Raw genomic sequence first — 25,414 nt, forward strand, 5'->3', positions numbered from 1 at the left:
CGTTTGCGCGACCTGCTGCTGGGGCGCCGCTACCGGTCGCGCTACCGCTTCACGAGCGGCAATACGGTGCGCCTCTTCGGCTCGGGCGCGGCGCTCTTTGGCGCGATGATCGAGCGCATCGACGCAGCTACGAGCGATGTGGCGCTCGAAACTTACATCTTTTGCGACGACGACATCGGCCGCGCCTTGTCCGGGGCGCTCGTGCGCGCCGCCGCGCGCGGCGTGCGCGTGCGCGTAATCACCGACGGCATCGGCAGTCCGCACATCGCGCTCTTCGACGTCTGGCGTGCGCAGGGCGTCGAGCATCGCGTCTATAACCCGCACATCTTCGGCCGCTTCGGTTTCTCCCGCACTCACCGCAAGCTCGCCGTGATCGACGATCAATATGCCTACTGCGGCGGCATCAACGTGATCGACGACCTCGAGCAGGACGGCCGCACGCTGCCGTTCCCGCGCTGGGATTTTGCCGTGGAGCTGGCCGGCCCCGTGGTGGTGGACGTGCGCGAGGCGATCGAGCTTCAGTGGCACCGCATTCGCCTGGGCCACCGGCCGCCGCTCACGCACGCTTCGGCCGTGCCGCGCTTTCTCGGCGTGCCCGCGAGCGCCGGCTTCATGGCGCCGCATCCTACGGGCCACGGCACCGGCCGTCCCGTGCAGGCCATCGACGAAGCGCTGCGCGAGCTCGTGCCCATCGTGCCGGCGGGGCGCGCCACGCGCCTTATCGAGCGCCTGCGCGCAAGGCTGCGCGCGAGCGTGCGCGACCCGCGCACTGCCCGTGTGCCCTGCGTGGCGTTCGTCGCGCGTGACAATGTCGTGAATCGCCGCGCGATCGAGAAGGCCTACCTCGACGCCATCGGCGAAGCCCGCGAGGAAGTCCTGCTCGCCAATCCGTATTTCATGCCGGGGCGGCGGCTGCGCCGTGCGCTAGTGGAGGCGGCGGGGCGCGGCATTTCGGTGCGACTATTGATCGGACGAAAGGAGTTCAAGGTCCTCGATTACGGCGTGCCTTTCCTCTACCACGCGCTGCTTTCCGCCGGCGTGCAGATTGCCGAATACGAAAAAACCATGTTGCACGGCAAGGTGGCGGTGGTGGATTCGCGCTGGGGCACGGTTGGCTCCTCCAATCTCGATGCGCTGAGCCTCGTGCTCAACAACGAGGCGAACGTGCTGATGGTGCGGCATCCGCAGATTCTCGAGCTGCGCGAGGCCATCCTGAGCGCGTTCGGCGATGCCACCCAGATCGACCGCGCGCGCTACGAGGCACGCCCGGTGCTCGAGCGGGCCTTGAACTGGATGGCCTATGCGGGCTACCGTGCGGTCATGAAGCTGCTCACCGTGGGCGGCTACGATTAGGCTTTCCGGGCCGCCCCGCGCCCACGCGGCTGCCACACGAATAATCGAGGGAGCAATCGAGGAAAAAACCTGAGGAAAAGCCCGCTTGTACGCGTGGCCTATTGCTCCAGAATTAGAGAACCGGTTAGAAATCGGTTTCTAATAAAGTCCTTGTTTCGCGGACGGCTGTCCTCAACAATAGTACGGCCGTTCGATTTCATTTCGGCCCCCTGAGGGGTTCCATCGTTACGGTAAAAAAAGCTATGCGAAAAGGCGAACAGACACGAGCCGCGATTCTGGATGCAGCACTCGACCTTGCCGGTCGTGACGGACTGGAAGGTCTGACGATCGGCTTGCTCGCGGAGCGCATGCAGATGAGCAAGAGCGGGGTCTTCGCGCATTTCGGATCGCGCGAGGACCTGCAGGCCGAGGTGGTGAGCGAGTATCACCGCCGATTCGAGGAAGAAGTCTTCTTTCCGAGCTTGCGCGAACCGCGTGGTTTGCCTCGTCTGCGTGCGATGCTTTCGAGGTGGTTCGAAAAACGGATTCACGAAGTCACGACCGGCTGCATCTACATCAGCGGCGCGGTCGAATACGACGATCGTGCCGACAGCCAGGTGCGCGAGCGGCTGGTGGCGAGTGTCACGATGTGGCGTGCGGCGCTGTTGCGCGCGATTTCGCAGGCGATCGACGAAGGGCATCTGCGCCGCGACACCGATCCGCAGCTGATGTTGTTCGAACTCTATAGCGTAACGCTCGGTCTGCATCATGACGGCCGCTTCCTGCACCTGCCGGATGCCGTCGATCATGCGTGGGCCGCGCTCGAAAAACTGATTGTTTCGTATCAGAGCGAAAGCCGCTAGCGGCTGACGGCGCGGGATGCGCCGCGGCGGCAGCAGGGCGGCGACGCTCAAATCTTGGAGAGTAGACATGGGACAGTACACCGCGCCGCTGCGCGACATGCAATTCGTGTTGCACGAGCTGCTGAACGTGGAAGGCGAAGTGAAGCAGATGCCGAAGCACGCCGACCTCGACGCCGACACGATCAACCAGGTGCTCGAGGAGGCCGGCAAGTTCTGCTCCGAGGTGCTGTTTCCGCTGAACCAGACCGGTGACCGCGAAGGCTGCACGTACGCCGGCGACGGCGTCGTCACCACGCCGGCTGGCTTCAAGGAAGCGTACAGGCAGTATGTCGAGGCCGGCTGGCCGGCGCTCGGCTGCGATCCCGAATACGGCGGCCAGGGCCTGCCCGCGTTCGTGAACAACGCGCTTTACGAAATGCTCAACTCGGCGAACCAGGCGTGGACCATGTATCCGGGTCTCTCGCACGGCGCCTACGAATGTCTGCACGCGCACGGCACGCCCGAGCTGCAGAAGACCTATCTGCCGAAGCTCGTGGAAGGCACCTGGACGGGCACGATGTGCCTGACCGAGCCGCACTGCGGCACCGACCTCGGCATCCTGCGTACCAAGGCCGAGCCGAACGGCGACGGCTCGTACGCGATCACCGGCACGAAGATCTTCATTTCGAGCGGTGAGCACGACATGTCGGAAAACATCATCCACCTCGTGCTCGCGCGCCTGCCGGACGCGCCCCCGGGCACCAAGGGCATCTCGCTCTTCATCGTGCCGAAGTTCGTCCCGACCGCCGCAGGCGAGCCGGGCGAGCGCAACGGCATCAAGTGCGGCTCGATCGAGCACAAGATGGGCATCCACGGCAACTCGACCTGCGTGATGAACCTCGACGGTGCGAAGGGCTGGCTCGTCGGCGAGCCGAACAAGGGCTTGAACGCCATGTTCGTGATGATGAACGCCGCGCGTCTGGGCGTCGGCATGCAGGGTCTGGGTCTCACCGAAGTCGCGTACCAGAACTCGCTCGCCTATGCGAAGGATCGTCTGCAGATGCGCGCGCTGACGGGCCCGAAGGCGCCCGAGAAGGCCGCCGACCCGATCATCGTGCACCCGGACGTGCGCCGCATGCTGCTCACGCAGAAGGCCTGGGCCGAAGGCGCCCGCGCGTTCACATACTGGGCCGCGCTGCACATCGACAAGGAGCTGTCGCACGAAGACGAAGCCGAGCGCAAGGAAGCCGCCGATCTGGTGGCGCTCCTCACGCCGATCATCAAGGCCTTCCTCACCGATAACGCGTTCGAGAGCACCAACCTCGGCATGCAGGTGTTCGGCGGCCACGGCTTCATCTCCGAGTGGGGCATGGAGCAGTACGTGCGCGACGCGCGCATCAACCAGATCTACGAAGGCACCAACACGATCCAGTCGCTCGACCTGCTGGGCCGCAAGGTGCTGGGCGACATGGGCGCGAAGCTCAAGAAGTTCGGCAAGCTCGTGACCGAATTCGTGGAAGCCGAAGGCATCAAGCCGGAAATGCAGGAGTTCGTGAACCCGCTGGCCGACATCGGCGACAAGGTGCAGAAGCTCACGATGGAAATCGGCATGAAGGCCATGCAGAACCCGGACGAAGTGGGCGCGGCCGCGGTGCCGTACCTGCGCACGGCGGGCCACCTCGTGTTCGCGTACTTCTGGGCCCGCATGGCGCGCATCGCGCTTGACAAGGAAGCCTCGGGCGATCCGTTCTACAAGTCGAAGCTCGCCACGGCGCGTTTCTATTTCGCCAGGCTGCTGCCGGAAACGGCGACCTCGATCCGTCAGGCACGCGCCGGCTCGAAGACGCTGATGGAAGTGGACGAAGCGCTGTTCTAAAAGCCGACGGGGCGTCCCGTGTGCCGCACCCGCTGGCACGAGGCGCCCCGCTCACACGATGTCCGAACGCGGCGCGCGCGTGTCTAGCGCCCGGCGCCGCCCTCACATCCCATTGACGCAATATCGCGCTCGACATTGCATATCCGCTGGAGGAACAACGTGAGCAATCTCAATATTCGCAAGGTGGCCGTGCTCGGCGCCGGCGTGATGGGCGCGCAGATCGCAGCGCACCTGATCAACGCCCGCGTGCCCGTGCTCCTTTTCGATCTGCCCGCGAAAGAAGGCCCGAAGAACGGCATCGCGCTCAAGGCGATCGAGAACCTCAAGAAGCTGTCGCCCGCGCCGTTCGGCGTGAAGGACGACGCGCAGTACATCATCCCCGCGAACTACGAAGACGATATCGCCAAGCTCGCGGAATGCGACCTGGTGATCGAGGCGATCGCCGAGCGCATGGACTGGAAGCACGACCTCTACAAGAAGGTCGCGCCGCACATCGCGCCGAATGCGATTTTCGCGAGCAACACCTCGGGTCTCTCGATCACGGAACTGTCGCAAGGTTTCGACGACACGCTGAAGGCGCGCTTTTGCGGCGTGCACTTCTTCAACCCGCCGCGCTACATGCATCTGGTCGAGCTGATCCCGACCGCGCACACGAAGCCCGAAATCCTCGACCAGCTCGAAACGTTCCTCACGAGCGTGGTGGGCAAGGGCGTGGTGCGCGCGAAGGACACGCCGAACTTCATCGCGAACCGGGTGGGCATCTTCTCGATCCTCGCGGTGATCGCCGAGGCGAAGAAGTTCGGCCTGCGCTTCGACGAAGTCGACGATCTCACGGGCAGCCGTCTGGGCCGCGCGAAGTCGGCGACGTTCCGCACGGCGGACGTCGTGGGTCTCGACACGATGGCCCACGTCATCAAGACGATGCAGGACAACCTGAAGGACGATCCGTTCTTCCCGGTCTACGAGACGCCGGCCGTGCTGGCGGGACTCGTGGCGAAGGGCGCGCTCGGCCAGAAGACCGGCGGCGGCTTCTATCGCAAGGAAGGCAAGGCTATCAAGGTGCTCGACGCCAACACGGGCGAGTACGTCGATGCGGGCGGCAAGGCCGACGAGATCGTCGGGCGCATCCTCAAGCGTCCGCCGGCCGAGCGCCTGAAGCTCCTGCGCGAAACGCAGCACCCGCAGGCGCAGTTCCTGTGGTCGATCTTCCGCGACGTGTTCCACTACATCGGCGTGCATCTGCAGTCGATCGCGGACAACGCGCGCGACGTCGACCTCGCCATTCGCTGGGGCTTCGGCTGGAACGAAGGTCCGTTCGAAGGCTGGCAGGCCGCGGGCTGGAAGCAGGTGGCCGAGTGGGTGAAGGAAGACATCGACGCCGGCAAGACGCTCTCGAACGCGCCGCTGCCCGCGTGGGTGCTCGAAGGCCCGGTCGCCGCGAACGGCGGCGTGCATGGCGCCGAAGGCTCGTGGTCGCCGGCCGCGTCGCGTTTCGTGCCGCGTTCGGACCTGCCCGTGTACGAGCGTCAGGTGTTCCGCGCCGCGCTCCTCGGCGAGACGGCACGCGATCCGAAGACCTTCGGCAAGACGCTGCTCGAAAACGAACATCTGCGCGCGTGGGTCGATGACCGCGCAGGCGAAGACGATGTCGTCATCGTTTCGTACAAGAGCAAGATGAACACCATGGGCCCGGGCGTGCTCGACAGCCTCGTGAAGGCCATCGAGATCGCCGAGCAGGGCTACAAGGGCGTCGTGATCTGGCAGCCGACGTCGCTCAAGCTCGGCGCGCCGGGCGGCCCGTTCTCGGCGGGCGCGAACCTCGAAGAAGCCATGCCCGCCTTCATGATGGGCGGTGCGAAGGGCATCGAGCCGTTCGTGAAGAAGTTCCAGGACACGATGCTGCGCGTGAAGTACGCGAACGTGCCGGTCGTGACGGCGGTGTCGGGCATCGCGCTCGGCGGCGGCTGCGAAATCATGCTGCAAAGCGCGAAGCGCGTCGTGCACGTGGAAAGCTACGTCGGCCTCGTGGAAGTGGGCGTGGGTCTCGTGCCGGCAGGCGGCGGCCTGAAGGAAGCGGCGATCCGCGCAGCGGAAGGCGCGCAGGCGATCGGCGCCGTGCCGAGCGATCTGCTCCGCTTCCTGCAGAAGTCGTTCGAAAACGCCGCCATGGCGAAGGTCTCGGCCTCGGCGCACGAAGCGCGCGCGATGGGCTATGTGAAGCCTTCGGACACGATCGTCTTCAACGTGTTCGAGCTGCTCGACACGGCGAAGAAGGAAGCGCGTGCGTTGAGCGCCGCGGGCTACCGTGCGCCGCTGCGCGCGACGCAGATTCCGGTGGCGGGCCGTTCGGCGATCTCGACCATCAAGGCGTCGCTCGTCAACATGCGCGATGGCCGCTTCATCAGCGACCACGACTTCCTGATCGCGAGCCGCATTGCGGAAGCCGTCTGCGGCGGCGACGTCGAAGCGGGCAGCCTCGTCGACGAAGAGTGGCTGCTCAAGCTGGAGCGCCGCGCGTTCGTCGATCTGCTCGGCACGCAGAAGACGCAGGAACGCATCATGGGCATGCTGCAAACCGGCAAGCCGGTGCGCAACTAAGCGGCACGACGTACGGACCGGCTATCCCATTTAAGGACTGGAGTTACAGATGAGCAAACAGTTGCAGGACGCCTACATCGTCGCCGCGAGCCGCACACCCATCGGCAAGGCGCCGCGCGGCGTGTTCAAGAACACCCGCCCCGACGAGCTGCTGGTGCACGCGATCCGGTCGGCGGTCGCCCAGGTGCCGGGTCTCGACACGAGCGTGATCGAAGACGCCATCATCGGCTGCGCGATTCCCGAAGCGGAGCAGGGCCTGAACGTGGCGCGTATCGGCGCGCTGCTCGCGGGGCTGCCGCAAAGCGTGGGCGGCGTGACCGTCAACCGCTTCTGCGCGTCGGGCCTCACGGCGCTCGCGATGGCGGCGGACCGCATCCGCGTGGGCGAATCCGACGCGATGATCGCGGGCGGCTGCGAGTCGATGAGCATGGTGCCGATGATGGGCAACAAGCCGTCGCTCTCGCCGCACATCTTCGATCGCAATGAAGACATCGGCATCGCCTACGGCATGGGCCTGACCGCCGAGAAGGTCGCGGAGCGCTGGAAGGTGAGCCGCGACGCACAGGACGCGTTCTCGGTGGAATCGCACCGCCGCGCGCTGGCCGCGCAACAGTCGGGCGAGTTCAAGGACGAGATCGCGCCGTACACGCTCGTCGAGCGTTTTCCCGATCTCGCCAGCGGCGAAGTGAAGGTGAAGGAGCGCCTGATCGAACTCGACGAAGGCCCGCGCGCCGACACGACGCTCGAAGGCCTTGCGAAGCTGCGCCCGGTGTTCGCGAACAAGGGCTCGGTCACGGCCGGCAACAGCTCGCAGACCTCGGACGGCGCGGGCGCGCTGATCGTGGTCTCCGAGAAGATCCTCAAGCAGTTCAACCTCACGCCGCTCGCGCGCTTCGTGAGCTTCGCGGTGCGCGGCGTGCCGCCGGAGATCATGGGCATCGGCCCGAAGGAAGCGATTCCGGCGGCGCTGAAGGCCGCGGGCCTGAAGCAGGACGATCTCGACTGGATCGAGCTGAACGAGGCGTTTGCTGCGCAGTCGCTGGCGGTGATCCAGGACCTGGGTCTCGATCCTTCGAAGATCAACCCGCTCGGCGGCGCGATCGCGCTGGGCCACCCGCTCGGCGCGACGGGCGCGATCCGCGCTTCGACGGTCGTGCACGGCCTGCGCCGTCGCAATCTGAAGTACGGCATGGTGACGATGTGCGTGGGCACCGGCATGGGTGCAGCGGGCATCATCGAGCGGCTGTAAGCGTTTCAGCGGCCATTGCATGACTGACAACACGGTTCGCAGACTTCACGGTCTGCGAACCGTTTTTGTATCGAGACCACGATGAGCAACGAAATCCTGATTGACCGCAACAACGGTGTGCTGACGATCACCATCAACCGGCCCGAGCGCAAGAACGCGCTCACGCCGCCGATGTACCAGACCATGGTCGATGCGCTCCAGGAAGCGCAGGCCGACGCCGCCGTGCGCGCCGTGCTGTTCCGCGGTCATGCCGAGGTGTTTACCGCCGGCAACGACATCGAAGACTTCCTGAAGACGCCGCCCACCGGCGGCGATTCGCCCGTGATGCGCTTTCTCGCCGAAATATCGGGCGCCACGAAGCCGCTGGTGGCGGCCGTGGCCGGTCCGGCGATCGGCGTGGGCACGACGCTGCTGTTGCATTGCGATATCGTCTATGCCGCCGACAACGCACGCTTCGCGGTGCCGTTCGTGCAGCTCGGGCTGTGCCCGGAGGCGGGTTCGTCGCTGCTTCTGCCGCGCATTGCCGGCTATCAGGGCGCGGCGGAGAAGCTGCTGCTCGGCGAGACCTTCGACGCCGCCGAGGCGCATCGCATGGGTTTCGTGAACCGCGTGCTGCCGGCCGCCGAACTCGACGCGTTCGCGGCCGCGCAGGTGGCGAAGCTCGCGGCGCTGCCGGCCGCGTCGCTGCGCGTGACGAAGGCGCTCATGAAGCAGGGGAGCGAGCACGAACTCAAGACGCGCATGAGCGAGGAGGCCGTGCACTTCGGCAAGATGCTGCTCGCGCCCGAAGCGCGCGAGGCGTTCACCGCGTTCCTGCAAAAGCGCAAGCCGGATTTCCGCCAGTTCGATTGAACGCGGATCGTTCTGCGGCCAAAGAGCAGACAAAACGCAGGGAAAAGACGGACGCGGCCGGGCGGGCCGCGCCGTGCGGTCTTCAGGCCGTTTCGTAGTCCACGTAGCCCGATTCGCGGCAGAAGCTCACGAGCCGCAGCCCGGCGCGCTTCGCAATGGTGATCGCAAGCGATGACGGCGCCGAGATCGTCGCCACCATCGGAATGCCCACGCGCGCCGCCTTGCGCACGAGTTCGTAGCTTGCCCGGCTGGAGAGGAACACGAAGCCCTGTTGCGTATCCGCGCGCTCGAGCACGAGCTGGCCGATCAGCTTGTCGAGCGCGTTGTGGCGGCCCACGTCCTCGAATGCGTGCACGATCGCGCCTTCGGCATCGCACCACGCGGCTGCGTGCAGGCCGCCCGTGAGTTTCGTGAGCGCCTGATGCTGCGGCAACTCGCGCGCCGCGCGCGCGATCGCGTCGGGCGCGAGGCGCGCCACGAAGCCGGTATCGGGCACCCGCTCGGGTTCGAGATCGAGCAGGTCGATGCTCTCGATGCCGCACACGCCGCAGCCGGTACGACCGGCGAGCGCGCGGCGCTTCTCCTTGAGGCCGGCGAACGCCTGCTGCACGACGGTGAGATGAACTTCCGCGTGGGGCAGCTCCGCGTCTTCGTGCAGAAAGACCTCGATGTCCTGAATGTCGGCGTTACGGCCGACGATGCCTTCCGAAATCGCAAAGCCGACCGCGAACGCTTCCAGATCGCGCGGCGTGCACATCATCACGGCGTGCGAGATGCCGTTGAAGACGAGCGCCACGGGCCATTCCTGGCCGACGTGATCGGTGGTGGTTTCGGTCGCGGCGCCGCGGTGCCGGTGCACGCGCAGGTCGATGGCGCCGGGCTGGCCTTCGGTTTCCAGCGGATTCGTTGGGGTGGGTAGGTTCAAACGTCATGCTCCTCGGTGCAGCGCGCCTCGCGCGCGCCGCGGAAGGTTCTAAAATACCTCAAGCGGGCGCCCCCCGCTCGCGCCGCCAGGATACTGCCATGTCTTTGAACGAAGCACCGCTCCTCTTCGGGTTCGAGGTCGAGTCGTCGGAAAACCTCACCTATATCCCCATGTGCGTACGCTTCAATCTGGACCGCTTCGGGCTGCGCGTCTCGCTCGCCCAGTGGCAGTTGCTGCCGTGGGAGGACCGGCGTCTCCTCGCGCGCTTTCCCGTGGACGAGGACGTCGAAATCGAGCCGAATTTCGATCATGCGCTCTTCGAGATGCTGCGCACCCATGCCAACGTCGAGCCCGAGTGGTTCGAACCCGATCCCACGCCGGCCTGGCGCGACGTGAACGCGGTGCCGGACGGCATCGCCCACCAGGCGTCGCTGGCGGGCATGGGGGCACCGGGCGTCGAGGCGTGGGCGCGGCTCGCACCGTTTCAGCGCTACGTGCTCGCCAAGCTCGCGCGCAAGCCCGAGAGCAATCACGACTTCGCGCCCGCGATGCGCGAGTTCGGGCTCGCGGCGCAGGCGTAGGCGGCCTCTCCGGTTGAGCCTTTCGTGGGCGCCGTTCGTCGGCGTCCTTAATCGGGCCCTTATTGCGTTTCTGTAGTGCTGCCTCTAATCGGCGGATTTTCCCCCTTTTTCCCTCAAGCCTTGCCGAAGCGTGCCGTTATCCGGTTTGGCGCAGCAGACGCCAGCCATTCGCACGCAGGTCGTTTTCCGTCGTTCCGCGCCTTGTGGTACCGAGCGGGGGACGAACGACGTTCGGCACACAATGAATCTTCTAATTCCGAGGCGCCAGCTCATCAATCTGGCGGTCGTTGCTGCGGCCGTGGGGGCCAATGCGTTCGTGGCCTGGACGCAGATCGGCACGCAACGCGAGATCGACGCACGCGCCGCGCAGGCGGCACGCGTGCGGCATGACCTCGACCGTTTCCGCGAGGCGCTGGGCGGCGGCCTCGCCGCGCTCGGCCGCTTCGAATCGGGCGGCGCCACCGAGCCGGCGGACGCGCGCGCGCGCCGTGCCGCGGCGCTCGACGAGGCGGCGCGTTCGGTGCGCTCGGAGCTGGCCGACAATCCGGCGCTGCTCGCGCGTTTCGACACGGTCTCGCTCGAGGCGCTGACCGTGGCCCGCGATATCGACGACACGCTCGCACGCGTCGAGCAGCGGGTGGCCGATGCGCAGACGCAACCCGCTGCGAGCGGGGGCGCCGCGCCGGGTCCGGCCGCAGTCATGACGCCGGCGGGTGGGACGGGCAGGGTTGTGGGGGCGTCGGCGGTGGCGGCGCCTGTCTCCATTGCAGCGACTGCCACGACTGCCGCCACTGCCGCCACCGCGGCCCCGGCCTGGGCCAGTGGACTTTATGCCGCACCCGCCAGTGCTTCAGCCGCTGCCATCGGCGGCGCGAGTGCCGTTCCCGCCGTCGCGACCCCGCTCGCCGCGCTGGCCTCCGACGCCGCCACGTGGGCGACCACCGAATACATTCGCCTCGACACCCGTGTGGACCGTCTCGACGCCCGGCTTTCGTCGCTGCAGGGCGCCGAGGATCTTGCGCTGGCGGCCGCGTTGAGCGAGTCGTCGCGTTCGTCGAGCCGCGCCTCGGCGCTGCTGATCGTGACGATGCTCGCGGGCGCGACGCTGCTGCTCTACACCTTCGGCGCGCGCGAAAGCGCGGCGCGTGAAAAGCTGCGCGGCACGCGCGAGATCGGCGAGCGCTTCCAGGGGCTCTTCGACGCGCACCCCGTGCCGATGTACGTGTTCGATCGCGAGACGCTGGGTTTTCTCGCCGTCAATTCGGCTGCGATCCAGCAGTACGGCTATGGCGAGGACGAATTCCTCACGATGACGATCCGCGAGATTCGCGTGGCGGAGGACGTGCCCCGTCTCGAGCAGCACCTCGCGCGCTCGGACACGCTCACGCCGAACGTGCGCACGATGGCGGGCATCTGGCATCACCGCCGCCGCGACGGTTCGACGATCAGCGCCAATATCTCGCACCACGCGCTGACCTTTCTGGGCCGCGCGGCGGTTTTCGTGCTGGCCGAGGACGTCTCCGACCAGATCCGCGTGGAAGCCGAGGCCCAGCGCTCGAACCAGATGCTCGAAACGGTGATCGACAACATTCCGCAGCGCATCTTCTGGAAGGACGCCGATTCGCGCTACCTCGGCTGCAACATGACGTTCGCGCGCGACGCCGGCCTCGCGTACCCCGAGCAGGTGATCGGCAAGACCGACGAAGAGCTGCCCTGGCGCGCCTACGCCCCGCGCATGCAGGCGCAGGACCGGGAGGTGCTCGAATCGGGCCTGCCGAACATCAATTTCGAAGACGACCTGACGATCGACGGCGTGCACAAGACCACGCTGACGAGCAAGCTGCCGATGCTCGACGGCGAGGGCCGCGTGATCGGCGTGATCGGCTCCTTCACCGACACCACCGAGCGCAAGCGCGCCGATCTGGCGCTGCGCCTGCAAAGCCGCGCGCTCGACGCGTGCGTGAACGCGATTCTCATCACGGCGCCCGGGCCGGGCGGCAGCAACCTGATCGAGTACGCGAACCCTGCGTTCCGGCGCATCACGGGCTACGATCCGGCCGAGGTGATCGGCCTCGACAGCCGCCTGCTGCAGCGCGACGACCGCGACCAGGACGGCCTCATCACGATTCGCGAGTCGCTTGGCGCCAACCGCGAGGTCAGCGCCGTGCTGCGCAACTACCGCAAGGACGGCGGCCTGTTCTGGAACCAGCTGCTGATCGCGCCGGTGCCCGATCTCGACGGCCGCACGACCCACCACATCGGCATCATCAACGACGTCACCGAGCTGATCCGCTATCAGGAGCAGCTCGAATACCAGGCGAACTACGACAGCCTCACGCTGCTGCCGAACCGCAATCTGCTGCGCGACCGGCTCCAGCAGGCGCTCGTTTCCGCGCACCGGCACGAGCGCGGCGTGGCCGTGGTGTTCATCGACCTCGACGGTTTCAAGAACGTGAACGACAGCCTCGGCCACAGCGTGGGCGACCGGCTGCTGCGCGTGGTGGCCGAGCGGCTCGCGCGCTGCACGCGCACGAGCGACACGGTGGCGCGCCACGGCGGCGACGAATTCGTGATCGTGCTCACCGACACCATCGACGAGAAGTCGCTCATCAACTGGATGGAGCGCGCGCGGGCGATGATCTCCGAGCCCGTGTGGCTCGACGGCACCGAGCTCTACGTGGGCTGCAGCATGGGCGCGAGCGTGTTCCCGCAGGACGGCAGCGACGCGGAGACGCTGCTCAAGAAAGCCGACGTGGCGATGTACCGCGCGAAGGACATGGGCCGCAACACCTTCCAGTTCTTCGAGCCCGAGATGAACGCGAGCGTGGGCGCGCGCATGAACCTCGAGCGGCGCCTGCGCCGCGCGCTGCGCGACGGGGAATTCCGGCTCCATTACCAGCCGCTGGTGGAGGTGGGGAGCGGGCGCATCGTGGGCATGGAGGCGCTCGTGCGCTGGAACGATCCGGAGACCGGCCTCGTGCCGCCGGCGCAGTTTATCCCCGTGGCCGAGGAAAGCGGCCTGATCGGCCCGCTATCGGACTGGGTGCTGCGCGAGGCGTGCCGCCAGAACCGCGCCTGGCAGCGCGACGGGCTGCCGGCGGTGCGCGTTTCCGTGAACCTTTCGGCGCGCGTGTTTCATCAGCGCAATATCGCGCAGCTCGTGACCGAGGTGCTGGCGGAAACGGGGCTCGCCGCTTGTTATCTCGAACTCGAACTCACCGAAAGCACGCTGATGCGCAACGCCGAGGAAGCCGTCTCGATGCTCAACGAGCTGCACGCGCTGGGCATCGGGCTTTCGGTGGACGACTTCGGCACCGGTTATTCGAGCCTGAGCTACCTGAAGCGGCTGCCGGTGGACCGGCTCAAGATCGACCGTTCGTTCGTGGCGGACATCGGCACGAGCGTGGACGACGAGACCATCACGGCGGCGATCATCGCGCTCGCGCACGAACTGCAGCTTCAGGTGATCGCGGAGGGTGTGGAGACGTCGTCGCAGTACGCGTTCCTGCGCGAGCGCGACTGCGACGAGATGCAGGGATTCTTTTTCGCGCCGCCGCTGCCCGGCGAGGACATCGCCACGCTGCTGGGCGCGAGCGTGGCATACGACGAAGGGACCGGGGCGGCGTGGATGGCCTGAAGCGCGCGAGGGTCGCGGGCGCGAGGCTCAGGCGAGCGGGGGCAGCTGGCGCGGCTTGCGGTCGCTGTCCGTGGCCACGTAGGTGAGCGTCGCTTCCGTCACCTTGACCACTTCTTCGGCGAGGCGCATGCGCTGGGCGTACACCTCGACCTCGACCGTCACCGAGGTTTTGCCCGTCTTGACGATATTGGCGTAGAAGCTCAGCAGGTCGCCGACGAAGACGGGCTGCTTGAAGAGGAACGAGTTCACCGCCACGGTCGCCACGCGGCCGTTCGCGCGCCGGCTGGCCGGAATCGAGCCGGCAATGTCCACCTGCGACATGATCCAGCCGCCGAACACGTCGCCGTGGACGTTCGCGTCCGAGGGCTGCGGGACGACGCGCAGCGCGGGCGGTTGGGGGGGAAGCGTGAGGGCGTCGGTCATCGGTCGTCCATGAAAAAGTGGGAGCTTTGCAGCAGGCGCGACACCGGCTATTGAGCCGGTGCCGCACAAAAAGCGCCGCAGGACCCGCCTCAGCGCCGCCGGCGGCCTTCTGCGACAATACGTCGATCAGGAATTGTACGGGAAAGCAGGTGTCCGGGCCGGGCCTTCGAGGCTGGGCCCGGAGTCGTCGCCGACGTCGTTATCGACGTGATGGCGCCTGCCGAACCCGTCGCCGGACACTCCCCACTACATCACGCGGTTCCCCGCTGCTTTCATGCGCCGTTTCCCAACGTCCAACGAACCCGCGCTGCCCGCCATCGGGCCGCGCAACGACTGGCAGACCATCGTCTCGCTGCTGCCCTATCTCACCGCGTACCGGTGGCGCGTGGCGTTCGCGCTCACTTGCCTGATCGGCGCGAAGGTCGCCAATCTCGGCGTGCCGATCGTGATGAAGCACATCGTCGACAACCTCGCTTCGGTGCGCCATCTCACGGCGCTCGGGCGCGCGGAGCACGCGCCGGGCATCGTGCTCGTCGGCGGCATCGGGCTGCTGGTGGTGGCGTATGCCATCGTGCGGCTTTCGACGTCGCTCTTCACCGAGCTGCGCGAGATCCTCTTTTCGAAGGTGACCGAGAGCGCCGTGCGCCAGCTCGCGCTCAAGGTGTTCCGCCATCTGCACGCGCTTTCGCTGCGTTTTCATCTGGACCGGCAAACGGGCGGCATGACGCGCGATATCGAGCGCGGCACGCGCGGCATCACCCAGCTCATCTCGTACTCGCTCTACAGCATCCTGCCGACGCTCGTCGAAGTAGGCCTCGTGCTCGGCTTCTTCGTCGTGAAATATGAGGCGTACTACGCGATCGTCACGCTCGTCGCGCTGGTGGCGTACATCGTGTTCACCGTGAAGGTGACGGAGTGGCGCACGCATTTTCGCCGCACCATGAACGAACTCGATTCGCGCGCCAACTCGCGCGCGATCGACTCGCTGCTCAACTACGAAACAGTGAAGTATTTCGGCAACGAGGAGTGGGAGACGAAGCGTTACGACGAGAACCTGCACCGCTATCGCGCGGCTGCCATCCAGTCGCAGCATTCGCTTTCGGCGCTGAACTTCGGGCAACAGGCCATCATCGGCACGGGGCTCGTCTTCATCCTCTGGCGCGCGACGCAAGGTGTGATGGCGGGACGGCTCACGCTCGGCGACCTCGTGCTCATCAACACCTTCATGCTGCAGCTCTACATTCCGCTGAACTTTCTCGGCGTGGTGTATCGCGAGCTCAAGCAAAGCCTCACCGACATGGACCGCATGTTCACGCTGCTCACGGTCTCGCGTGAAGTGGCCGACGTGCCGGGCGCGCCCGTGCTCGTCGTGCGCGGCGGCGAGGTGCGCTTTTCGCACGTGAGCTTCGCCTACGAGCCGTCACGGCAGATCCTGCACGACGTGAGCTTCACAATTGCAGCGGGCACCACGACGGCGGTGGTGGGGCACAGCGGTTCGGGCAAGTCCACGCTCGCGCGCCTCCTGTTTCGCTTCTACGATCTCGATCGCAACGACCCGGAAAAATCCGGTGGTGCGATCACGATCGACGGCCAGGACATCCGCGACGTCACGCAGGATTCGCTGCGCGCCGCGATCGGCATCGTGCCGCAGGATACGGTGCTCTTCAACGATTCGATCTACTACAACATCGCCTACGGCCGGCCCACGGCGAGCCGCGACGAAGTGATCGCGGCGGCGCGCGCGGCGCATATCCATGCGTTCATCGAGAGCTTGCCGAAGGGCTACGACACGCCCGTGGGCGAGCGCGGGCTCAAGCTCTCGGGCGGGGAGAAGCAGCGCGTGGCCATCGCGCGCACGCTGCTGAAGAATCCGCCGATTTTGCTCTTCGACGAGGCCACCTCGGCGCTCGATTCGCGCTCGGAGCGCGCGATCCAGCTCGAACTCGACCAGATCGCGCGCGAGCGCACGACGCTCGTGATCGCGCACCGGCTTTCGACGGTGGTGCACGCCCAGCAGATCATCGTGATGGACCACGGGCGCATCGTGGAGCGCGGCACGCATGCCGAACTGCTGGCCGCGGGCGGGCATTATGCGCAGATGTGGGCGCTCCAGCAGCAGCGCGGCACCGCTCCCGACGCGCGCATCGAGGAAGCGGCCGGCGAGGAGTGAGGCGTCGCGCGCTGCGGCGCGCGCGACGATGCGCTGGCCCGTGTGAGGCTTCAGGCGCGCAGGGCTTCGTTCAGGGCCGCGAGCTGCTCAGGCGTCCCGACGTTCTCCCAGCGCCCTGCGTACAGTTCGCCGGTTGCGCGCCCCTGTGCAATCGTCTCGCGATAGTACGGCGTAAGCGCGCGCTTCGTGCCGCGTGCGAGGTCGCGGAACATGCGCGTGTCGTAGAGGCCGATGCTGCCGAACGTGCGGCGAGGCGCCCCGTCGAGGGCGAGCACGCCGTCCGCGCCGAGCGCGAAGTCGCCCTTGGGGTGGAACGGCGGGTTCGGCACCATCACGAGATGCATGCCCGGCGCGGGTCTTGCCGCGAGCCTTTGCGCGGGCGTATCGAGGCGCGCGAAATCGTATTCGCTGAAGATGTCGCCCGCCAGGCCGAGAAACACGGCCGGTTCCCCCTGCGTTTCCAGCAGCGGCAGCGCCTGCGCGATGCCGCCCGCCGTCTCCAGCGCCTCGGTCTCGGGCGAGTAGCGCAGCGTCACGCCGAACTGCGCGCCGTCGCCGAGCGCGGCTTCGATGCGCTCGCCAAGCCACGCGTGGTTGATCACGATGTTCGTATAGCCCGCCGCGGCGAGCCGCTCGATTTGCCAGACGATCAGCGGCTTGCCGGCCACGGGCAGCAGCGGTTTCGGGTCGGTGTCGGTCAGCGGGCGCATGCGTTCGCCGCGGCCGGCGGCGAAGATCATCGCCGTGCGCTCGAAGCGGGCGCGGCTCATGGGTGGGGCCTCGTCATGGGTGGGCGTGGTGGGGCTCGGAGCGCTCAGAAGGTATAGCCGCTTGCGACGGCCGTGCCTTGCAGCTCGTCGATGAGCCGCGCGAACGGCGCGAGAGGCCGGTAGCGGTGCGCGACCTTGCTCGCATAGCCGAGAAAGCGCGGCAGGTCGTCCATGTAGTGCGGCTTGCCGTCACGATAGTTGATGCGGCAGAACAGGCCCAGCACCTTGATATGGCGCTGCAGGCCCATCCATTCGAGCTGGCGGTAGAACTCGCCGAAGTCGGCGCTCACCGGCAGGCCCGCCTTTTTCGCGTGCTCCCAGTAGTGCGCGAAGCAGTCGAGCTCGAACTCCTCGTCCCAGCTGAGGAACGCGTCGCGCAGCAGCGAGGCGACGTCGTAGGTGATCGGACCGTAGACGGCGTCCTGAAAATCGAGCACGCCCGGGTTCGGGTTCGCGATCATCAAGTTGCGCGGCATGAAGTCGCGCAGCATGAACACCTGAGGCTGCGCGAGCGCGTTCTCCACGAGGAGCGCGAAGGTCTTGTCCAGCACCGCGCGCGTGGCCGCATTCACCTCGCGGCCCAGATGGCGCTGCAGGTACCACTCCGGCATCAGCTCCATCTCGCGGCGCAGGAACGCTTCGTCGAAGGGCGGCAGCACGCCTTCGCGCGAGGCAAGCTGCCAGCGGATGAGCGCGTCGAGCGCGTCGCGCATCAACTCGCGCGAGCGCGGGCCGGGGCCGGCGTCCTGCAGCGTCTTCAGGTAGGGCGCCGTGCCGAGGTCGGTCACGAGCATGAAGCCGGCGTCGAAATCGGCCTCCAGCACGCGCGGCACGTGCACGCCGGCTGCGGCGAGCAGCTCGGCCACCTGCACGAACTCGCGGCACTTCTCGGGCGGCGGCGCGTCCACGGCGATTAGCGTCGCGCCGTGCGCCCCCGCGCTCGCGACGCGGAAGTAGCGCCGGAAGCTCGCGTCGGCGGAAGCCGGGGCCAGCGTGGCGGGATCGAGTGCGTGGCGTTGCGCGTGCGAGGCGAGCCAGGCGGTGAGCAGGTCGATGCGGGTATCGGCGGGGCGGTGCGCGGCGGTGGAGGTCATGAAAACCGGAGGCAAAATCAGTGGATCAACGTCTTGCCATATAATACCCCACGACTTTTTTGACGCGACTCGCGCCAAAGCCCGCATGACGGTACGCTTGCCGCCTTCATCGTCCGGTGTAAGGTGATCCGCTGTGCGCCCGGCTTCCGCCGCGGCACGCGCGAGAGGTGTGCGACCGCGGCGAGAAGGGCTGACGGCCGGGCCGATTCGCCAAAACCATACATGCCGCCCAGAAAGCTTTTCCAGACGATCTCCAACAGTGACGACGGCGTGCCGGGCAAGCGGCGGCTCATCGCGGCACTCGTGGCCGTGCCGGGCTTGATGCCCGCGATTTCGCACGCCCAGCTCTCGGGCGCGGCCGCGCAGCCGGAGCCGCTGGACGGCGCATGGAGCCTGCGCCTCGCGCCGCAGCTCGAAGACCATCCTGTGGTGGCGGGCCAGCATCCGGCCACCTTCGTGCTCGGCGACTCGACCACGGGCACCGCCGACACCGACATCGCCGTGAAGGGCGCAGCCGAACTGCGCCAGGGCGTAAACATCGTCAAGGGCGAGGCGCTGCACTACGACGAGGACACCGATACCGCCGATGCGTACGGCAATGTCGTGGTCTCGCAGAACGGCACGACCTTCGCCGGTCCCGAAGCGCACCTGAAGGTCGAGGCGAACGAAGGCTTCATGCCCACGCCCAAGTACCACTTCACGATGACGGGCGGCTCGGGCAGCGCGGAGCGCGCGGACCTGCTCGACAACGAGCGCTCGGTGCTGACGAACGGCACCTATACGGCGTGCCAGTGCTCGTCGAATCCGGCGTGGTATATCAAGGGCAGCGAGTTCGACTTCGACACGGGCGCCGACGAAGGCGTCGCGCACAACAGCGTGCTGTTCTTCCAGAACGTGCCGATCTTCGCGAGCCCGTGGTTCTCGTTTCCGCTCTCGGGCGACCGCCGCAGCGGCGTGCTGCCGCCCACGTTCTCGCTCAGTTCGACGAACGGCTACGACATCGCCGTACCGTATTACTTCAACATCGCACCGAACCGCGACGCGACCATCACGCCCGAGCTGATGTCCAAGCGGGGTCTCTTCACGACGGCGAACTACCGGTATCTCTCGGCGAACTACTCGGGGACCATCACCGGCACGTTCCTGCCGGACGACGCGATCACGAAGACGAACCGCTACGCGCTGTTCATCCAGCACAACCAGAACTTCGGCGACGGGTTCGGCGGGTACATCTACTACAACAAGGTCTCGGACAATACCTATCCGGAAGACCTGGCGTCGCCGGCCAGCCAGTTCATGAACGGCACGCAGCTCCTGTACCAGCAGGAAGCCGGCGTGACGTACAACAACGGACCGTGGTCGGTGCTGGCCCGCGTCCAGCACTGGCAGACGCTCGAAGGCTCCGCGCCGCCGTACGGCCGCGAACCCGAGCTGAACGTGAAGTACAGCAAGTACGACGTCGAGGGTTTCGACTACGGCGCCGAAGCCGATTACTCGCGCTTTCGCATCACGAGTTCGGACATGACCGAAGGCGACCGCGTCGTCTTCAATCCGTACTTGTCGTACTCGCTGCTGGGGCCGGGCTACTTCGTGACGCCGAAGGTGCAGTGGCACTTCGCGGCCTACGATCTGAGCAATATCGGTTCGGGCTCGCCGGTCGGACAGCCGAAGAGTTTCACCGAATCGGTGCCCACGTTCAGCTTCGACTCGGGCCTCGTGTTCGAGCGCAACGTGCACCTGTTCGGCCAGGACTACATCCAGACCCTGGAACCGCGCCTGTACTACGTGTACACGCCGTACCGGAACCAGGAGTTCGCGCCGCTGTTCGATACGGCCGATTCGGACTTCGGCCTCGCGGAAATCTTCACGCCGAACACCTTCGTCGGCAACGACCGCATCGCGGACGCGAACCGCATCACCGCCGCGATCACCACGCGCTTCATCGATCCGGCCACCGGCGACGAGCGCGCGCGCTTCGTGCTCGCGCAGCAGTACTACTTCCAGGATCAGCGCGTGACGCTGACGCCTGGCGAGACGACGGCGCAGGCCACGCACTCGGACCTGATTGCCGGCGCAGCGCTGAAGATCGGAGGCGGTTTCGCTTCGGAAACCGCGTTCCAATATAATGCCGACAATAACGACCTGACGAAGGCGAGCATCGGTTTCGGCTACAGCCCGGGCCCGAACCGGGTGCTGAACATCGCGTACCGCTACACGCGCGCGAACACCACGCTCGACTACACGCCGATCAACCAGATTATGATCTCGGCGCAATGGCCGTTCTCGCACCGGGTGTTCGCGGTGGGCACCTTCAATTACGATCTGGTCGGGCACCGGATCGTCAACGGCCTGGCGGGGTTGCAGTACGACGCCGACTGCTGGGTGCTCGGCGTCGGCATCCAGCGCTATGCAAACGGGGTCAATACGACCGGCGGTCAGAATTCGTCGACGCGGTTCATGGCGCAGCTGACGCTCAAGGGGCTGTCGAACGTCGATAACGGGCTGGTGGCCGCCTTCAAGGCCAGCGTGCCGGGCTATACGCAATTGCCTGCCCAGCCGCCGCCGGCGTCGCGTTTCACGGATTATCAATAACGCGTGATCCGTCGCGTTTTTCCCGGAACGGGAAGCGTGCGGGGCAGCGCGGGGTCGGTTGCAAAGAGACGACGGGCGAAGCGGCCCGCCAACATTGGAGTATTTGTGGGAATCATGAAAAAGCTTCGCCTGGCAGCGTTCGCTGCGAGTTTCTTTGCCGTCGCGGGCCTCATGCCGGCTGCCCCGGCGCAAGCGCAGGGCCTGCCCACCAATCCCGGGCAGACGGTCGACACGATCGCCGCGATCGTCAACGACGGCGTGATCACGCAGCGCGAGCTGGACGAACGCGTAGGCCTCATCGCGCGTCGCCTGCAGCAGCAGAACGCCCCGGTGCCGCCGACGGACCAGTTGCGCGCCCAGGTGCTCAACCAGATGGTGCTCGAACGCATCCAGCTCCAGAAGGCGAAGGAAGACGGCATCACCGTCGATGACGCCTCCGTGCAGCGCACGCTGGAGCGTCTCGCCCAGGCCAACGGCCTCGACCTCGCCTCCTACCGCGCGCGCATCGAGGCGGCGGGCGTGTCCTGGAACACGTTCACGCGCGACGCACGCACGGAGCTCACGCTCTCGAAGCTGCGCGAGAAGGAAGTGGACAGCAAGATCTCGGTCTCGGACGCCGAAGTCGCGAACTACATCGCGAGCCAGCGCGGACCGAATGCGGGCCAGACCAACGACCTGCACTTCGAGCACATCCTCATCAAGGCGCCGCTCAACGCGTCGGAGACCGATATCGAAGCGGCCCAGGCGAAGGCCAACGCGCTGCTTAAGCAGGCCCAGTCGGGCGACAAGTTCTCGAGCCTCGCGAAGTCGAATTCGCAGGCCGCGGATGCGAAGCAGGGTGGCGACATGGGTTTCCTCGCACCGTCGAAGCTGCCGCCCGAGTTCGTGACGGCCGCCGCGACCATGCGCCCGGGTGAAGTCAATCCGTCGCTGATCCGCACCAACGACGGCTTCGAGATCGTCCGCCTCGTGGACCGCCGCGCGGGCCAGGGCACGGCCGGTGCCGCGCCGACGCTCGTGCAGACGCACGTGCGCCACATCCTGCTGCGCGTGGGCGAAGGCGGCATGCCGGAGCCGGAAGCGCGCCAGAAGCTGCTGGAGATCAAGCGCGAGGTGCAGGCGGGCGGCGACTTCGCGAAGTTCGCGCGCACCTACTCGCAGGACGGCTCGGCTTCGCAGGGCGGCGACCTCGGCTGGATCAGCCCGGGCGAAACCGTGCCTGAGTTCGAGCGCGCCATGAACACGCTGCAGGACGGCCAGATCAGCGATCCGGTGCGCACCGAATACGGCTACCACCTGATCCAGGTGCTGGAGCGCCGCGAGGCCGAAGGCTCGGTAACCCAGCAGATGGACCTCGCCCGCCAGGCGATCGGCCAGCGCAAGGCAGAACAGGCCTACGCCGACTGGCTGCGCGAACTGCGTGACAGCGCCTACGTCGATTACAAGATCGCCGGCATGACGCCGCCGCAGAACTAAAGGAAACCGCCGTGAACGCCCCCGCATCCTCGTCGCCGGCTCCGCGGGGGCCGGGGCCGATCCGCGTTGCCATCACCACCGGCGAGCCCGCCGGCGTCGGCCCGGAACTGACCGCCGCCGCGCTCGCCGGCGCCGCCGCACACTGGCCCGACGTCGAATTCGTGGTGCTCGGCGACCAGGATCTCCTCGCGGCCCGCGCTGCTGCCGTCAACGTCGATTGGGCCGCGCTCAGCGCGGGTTCGCGCGTGCGCGTGGAACACGTGCCGCTCGCCGTGCCCGCCCAGCCGGGCAAGCTCGACGCCGCGAACGGCCGTTATGTGCTGGCGCTGCTCGACCGCGTGATCGACGGCGCCGTGGCCCACGCGTTCGACGCCATCGTCACCGCGCCGCTCCAGAAGAGCACCATCAACGACGCCGGCGTTCCGTTCACCGGCCACACCGAATACCTCGCCGAACGCACCGGCACGCCGCAGGTCGTGATGATGCTCGCGGGCACCGGCGCACGGCCGCTGCGCGTCGCGCTCGCCACGACGCACCTGCCGCTCAAGGACGTGTCGGCGGCGCTCACCCTCGACGGCATCGTCAAGACGTTGCGCATCATCGACCACGACCTGCGCCGCCACTTCGGCGTGCCGCAGCCGCGTATCCTCGTGACGGGGCTCAATCCGCATGCGGGCGAGAACGGCTACCTCGGGCGCGAGGAGATCGAGACGATCTCGCCGGCGCTGAAGGTCGCCGCGGACGCCGGCATCGACGCACGCGGCCCGTATCCGGCCGACACGCTGTTTCAGCCGCGCTACCTCAAGGACGCCGACTGCGTGCTCGCCATGTTCCACGACCAGGGGCTGCCGGTCCTCAAATACGCGACGTTCGGCGAAGGCATTAACGTGACGCTCGGCTTGCCGATCATCCGCACCTCGGTCGATCACGGCACCGCCCTCGATCTCGCCGGCACGGGCCGCGCCGATGCGGGCAGCCTGATCGCCGCCGTCGATACTGCCGTTTCGATGGCGCGGCATCGCCGCGCCCTCTGACAGCGGCCCCAGACTGAATTTCCAGACGATGTCCAACAGCAGCAGACAGCACCAGGGCCACTTCGCGCGCAAGCGCTTCGGCCAGAACTTTCTCGTCGATACGGGCGTGATCGATTCGATCGTCGATACGATCCGCCCGCAGCGCGGCGAACGTATGGTCGAGATCGGGCCGGGGCTCGGCGCGCTCACCGAACCGTTGATCGAGCGGCTCGCCACGCCGGAGTCGCCGCTGCATGCGGTGGAGCTCGACCGCGATCTCATTACGCGTCTCACGAAGAAGTTCGGGCCGCTGCTCGAACTGCATGCGGGCGATGCGCTCGCCTTCGACTTCGCTTCCCTCGCGGCGCCGGGCGAGAAGCCTTCGCTGCGCATCGTCGGCAACCTGCCGTACAACATCTCGAGCCCGCTGCTCTTTCACCTCGCCGCGTTCGCGCGCTGCGTGATCGACCAGCACTTCATGCTGCAGAACGAAGTGGTGGAGCGCATGGTGGCCGAGCCGGGCAGCAAGGCGTTCGGGCGTCTCACGGTGATGCTGCAGTACCGCTACGTCATCGACAAACTGATCGACGTGCCGCCGGAGTCGTTCCAGCCGCCGCCCAAGGTCGATTCGGCCATCGTGCGCATGATTCCGTATGCGCCGCACGAATTGCCCGACGTCGACGACGCGATCCTCGGCGATCTCGTGACGGCTGCGTTCTCGCAGCGTCGCAAGATGCTGCGCAACACGCTGGCCGACTATCGCGACCGCGTGGATTTCGAGGCGCTGGGCTTCGACCTCGCGCGCCGCGCCGAAGAGGTGCCGGTGGAGGAATACGTGCGGATCGCCCAGGCGCTGGGTGACGCGGGGAAGTCGGCCGGGCAGCAAACGCAAGGCTGAACGCCGGGTGCCCCCTCGGGCACAGGGCCGGGTCTAGCGCCCCTGTAGCTTGCCGGCAGGCGCGTTCACGAGCGCGATGCCGGCCAGCACGAGCAGGGCAGCGGCGAGAAACCGGCTGCTGAACGACTCGCCGAGCAACAGCACGCCGAACGTCACGCCGAAGAGCGGCGTGAGGAACGAGAACACCGAAAGCCGCGACGCCATATAACGCGTGAGCAGCCAGAACCACGTGAGATAGCTCACGAACGCCACGACCACGGCCTGATAGCCGAGCGCCGCGATGGCAAGCGGCGTGACCGTGCGCACCTCGATCTGTCCGAGCCCTGCCGCGAGCGCGAGCAGCACCACGCCGGACACCGCCAGTTGATAGAAGAGCGTTTTGCTCGCGCTGACCTGCGCGAGCGTGCTGCTGCGCACGACCACGGTCGTGGTGGCCCACAGCGCGCCGGCCAGTACGCCGAGCGCGTCGCCGGCGAGGCCGGTCAAGATCGCGTGCATGTCCTTCGTACCGGTGCGCGCGAAACCATCGGCGAACGCGAGCGCCATGCCGGCAAATGCGACGCCAATTCCGACCCACTGCGTGCGCCGCATGCGCTCGCCCGGCGTGAACCAGTGCAGGCCCAGGGCGGTGAAGCAGGGGGCGGTGTAGAGGAAGACGGCCATGCGCGATGCACTTGTCATCGTGAGGCCGAGAAAGATGCAGACGAACTCGCCGGCGAACAGCACACCCGCGAACAGCCCGGCGCTGAGCGTCCCGTCCGCGCGAAAGAGCGGCGTGCCGCGGCTCTTCGCCCAACCCCAAACCAGCAACGCGGCGATCGCCGAGCGCAGCCCGGCCTGAAACACGGGCGGCAGCGCCACGTTGGCGCTCTTGATGGCGACTTGCTGCAAGCCCCAGATCGCGCAGAGCACGATCATCAGGATCACAGCCTGACTGTCTGGCGCGCGGCGCGCGGGCAGGGCTAGGGTGCTCATCGGTCGTATCGGCGGCTTATGAAGGGCGTGTTGGTCGCTTGTTGGTCGCCTGTAAGGCGGACCGATACGATATCAAAGTCGGCGCGTCCGCCAGGCCGATACCCCTGCTGC

The 25,414-nt window shown here is 66.9% G+C and carries 17 protein-coding genes and 1 pseudogene; 13 read left to right on the forward strand and 5 right to left on the reverse strand.

Annotated features, from left to right (window positions below):
* Positions 1-36 precede the first annotated feature (36 nt).
* The 6 genes and pseudogenes from U5760_RS24145 to U5760_RS24170 all read left to right on the forward strand — a co-directional run.
* Positions 37-1,353: pseudogene (locus U5760_RS24145) on the forward strand (phospholipase D-like domain-containing protein); the annotation flags it as partial.
* A 242-nt stretch (positions 1,354-1,595) separates the two neighbouring features.
* Positions 1,596-2,195: a TetR/AcrR family transcriptional regulator gene (locus U5760_RS24150; protein ID WP_322014831.1), complete on the forward strand. Its 600-nt coding sequence runs from the start codon at positions 1,596-1,598 to the stop codon at positions 2,193-2,195.
* 67 nt (positions 2,196-2,262) lie between these two features.
* Positions 2,263-4,050: an acyl-CoA dehydrogenase C-terminal domain-containing protein gene (locus U5760_RS24155; protein ID WP_322014832.1), complete on the forward strand. Its 1,788-nt coding sequence runs from the start codon at positions 2,263-2,265 to the stop codon at positions 4,048-4,050.
* Positions 4,051-4,209: 159 nt separating this feature from the next.
* Positions 4,210-6,648: a 3-hydroxyacyl-CoA dehydrogenase/enoyl-CoA hydratase family protein gene (locus U5760_RS24160; protein WP_322014833.1), complete on the forward strand. Its 2,439-nt coding sequence runs from the start codon at positions 4,210-4,212 to the stop codon at positions 6,646-6,648.
* Between the two features lie 49 nt (positions 6,649-6,697).
* A complete protein-coding gene (locus U5760_RS24165) occupies positions 6,698-7,897 on the forward strand; it encodes an acetyl-CoA C-acyltransferase (RefSeq protein ID WP_322014834.1) in 1,200 nt (399 codons plus the stop codon).
* Positions 7,898-7,978: 81 nt separating this feature from the next.
* The gene (locus U5760_RS24170) at positions 7,979-8,749 is read left to right on the forward strand and encodes an enoyl-CoA hydratase (protein ID WP_322014835.1); all 771 of its coding nucleotides are present in this window, start codon (positions 7,979-7,981) and stop codon (positions 8,747-8,749) included.
* Positions 8,750-8,831: 82 nt separating this feature from the next.
* Here the strand turns inward: U5760_RS24170 and fdhD are convergent, their stop codons facing one another.
* Positions 8,832-9,674, reverse strand: coding sequence for a formate dehydrogenase accessory sulfurtransferase FdhD (gene fdhD / locus U5760_RS24175; protein ID WP_322014836.1), 843 nt, complete (start codon positions 9,672-9,674; stop codon positions 8,832-8,834).
* A 98-nt stretch (positions 9,675-9,772) separates the two neighbouring features.
* Here fdhD and U5760_RS24180 point away from each other — a divergent pair, with 98 nt between their 5' ends.
* Together U5760_RS24180 and U5760_RS24185 are read left to right on the forward strand one after the other, a co-directional pair.
* A complete protein-coding gene (locus U5760_RS24180) occupies positions 9,773-10,255 on the forward strand; it encodes a nitrate reductase associated protein (RefSeq protein ID WP_322014837.1) in 483 nt (160 codons plus the stop codon).
* A 241-nt stretch (positions 10,256-10,496) separates the two neighbouring features.
* Positions 10,497-13,892, forward strand: a complete 3,396-nt coding sequence (locus U5760_RS24185) for an EAL domain-containing protein (protein WP_322014838.1) — start codon at positions 10,497-10,499, stop codon at positions 13,890-13,892.
* Between the two features lie 27 nt (positions 13,893-13,919).
* Here U5760_RS24185 and U5760_RS24190 read toward each other — a convergent pair whose 3' ends face one another.
* On the reverse strand, positions 13,920-14,315 hold the full coding sequence (locus U5760_RS24190; protein ID WP_322014839.1) for an acyl-CoA thioesterase: 396 nt from the start codon (positions 14,313-14,315) through the stop codon (positions 13,920-13,922).
* 274 nt (positions 14,316-14,589) lie between these two features.
* Between U5760_RS24190 and U5760_RS24195 the strand changes: the two genes are divergently transcribed.
* Positions 14,590-16,485 carry an ABC transporter ATP-binding protein/permease gene (locus tag U5760_RS24195; RefSeq protein WP_322014840.1) on the forward strand — a complete coding sequence of 632 codons (1,896 nt, stop codon included), beginning with the start codon at positions 14,590-14,592 and terminating at the stop codon, positions 16,483-16,485.
* Positions 16,486-16,535: 50 nt separating this feature from the next.
* On the opposite strand, the gene murU is transcribed toward U5760_RS24195, so the two are convergent.
* Both murU and U5760_RS24205 read right to left on the reverse strand, forming a co-directional pair.
* A complete protein-coding gene (gene murU / locus U5760_RS24200) occupies positions 16,536-17,255 on the reverse strand; it encodes an N-acetylmuramate alpha-1-phosphate uridylyltransferase MurU (protein ID WP_322014841.1) in 720 nt (239 codons plus the stop codon).
* A 44-nt stretch (positions 17,256-17,299) separates the two neighbouring features.
* Positions 17,300-18,349: an aminoglycoside phosphotransferase family protein gene (locus tag U5760_RS24205; RefSeq protein WP_322014842.1), complete on the reverse strand. Its 1,050-nt coding sequence runs from the start codon at positions 18,347-18,349 to the stop codon at positions 17,300-17,302.
* A 222-nt stretch (positions 18,350-18,571) separates the two neighbouring features.
* Here U5760_RS24205 and U5760_RS24210 point away from each other — a divergent pair, with 222 nt between their 5' ends.
* The 4 genes from U5760_RS24210 (at position 18,572) to rsmA (ending at position 24,328) form a co-directional block, all read left to right on the forward strand.
* Positions 18,572-20,941 (forward strand): LPS-assembly protein LptD, encoded by a 2,370-nt coding sequence (locus U5760_RS24210; RefSeq protein WP_322014843.1) that lies wholly within the window; start codon positions 18,572-18,574, stop codon positions 20,939-20,941.
* Between the two features lie 105 nt (positions 20,942-21,046).
* Entirely contained in the window at positions 21,047-22,417 is a 1,371-nt protein-coding gene (locus U5760_RS24215; protein WP_322014844.1) for a peptidylprolyl isomerase, read from the forward strand.
* Positions 22,418-22,428: 11 nt separating this feature from the next.
* Positions 22,429-23,451, forward strand: a complete 1,023-nt coding sequence (gene pdxA, locus U5760_RS24220; RefSeq protein ID WP_322014845.1) for a 4-hydroxythreonine-4-phosphate dehydrogenase PdxA — start codon at positions 22,429-22,431, stop codon at positions 23,449-23,451.
* Positions 23,452-23,479: 28 nt separating this feature from the next.
* On the forward strand, positions 23,480-24,328 hold the full coding sequence (gene rsmA, locus U5760_RS24225; protein ID WP_322014846.1) for a 16S rRNA (adenine(1518)-N(6)/adenine(1519)-N(6))-dimethyltransferase RsmA: 849 nt from the start codon (positions 23,480-23,482) through the stop codon (positions 24,326-24,328).
* Positions 24,329-24,361: 33 nt separating this feature from the next.
* Here the strand turns inward: rsmA and U5760_RS24230 are convergent, their stop codons facing one another.
* Positions 24,362-25,303 (reverse strand): DMT family transporter, encoded by a 942-nt coding sequence (locus tag U5760_RS24230; protein ID WP_322014847.1) that lies wholly within the window; start codon positions 25,301-25,303, stop codon positions 24,362-24,364.
* Positions 25,304-25,414: the final 111 nt, after the last annotated feature.

Source organism: Paraburkholderia sp. J12 (assembly GCF_905220215.1).
Lineage (GTDB): Bacteria > Pseudomonadota > Gammaproteobacteria > Burkholderiales > Burkholderiaceae > Paraburkholderia.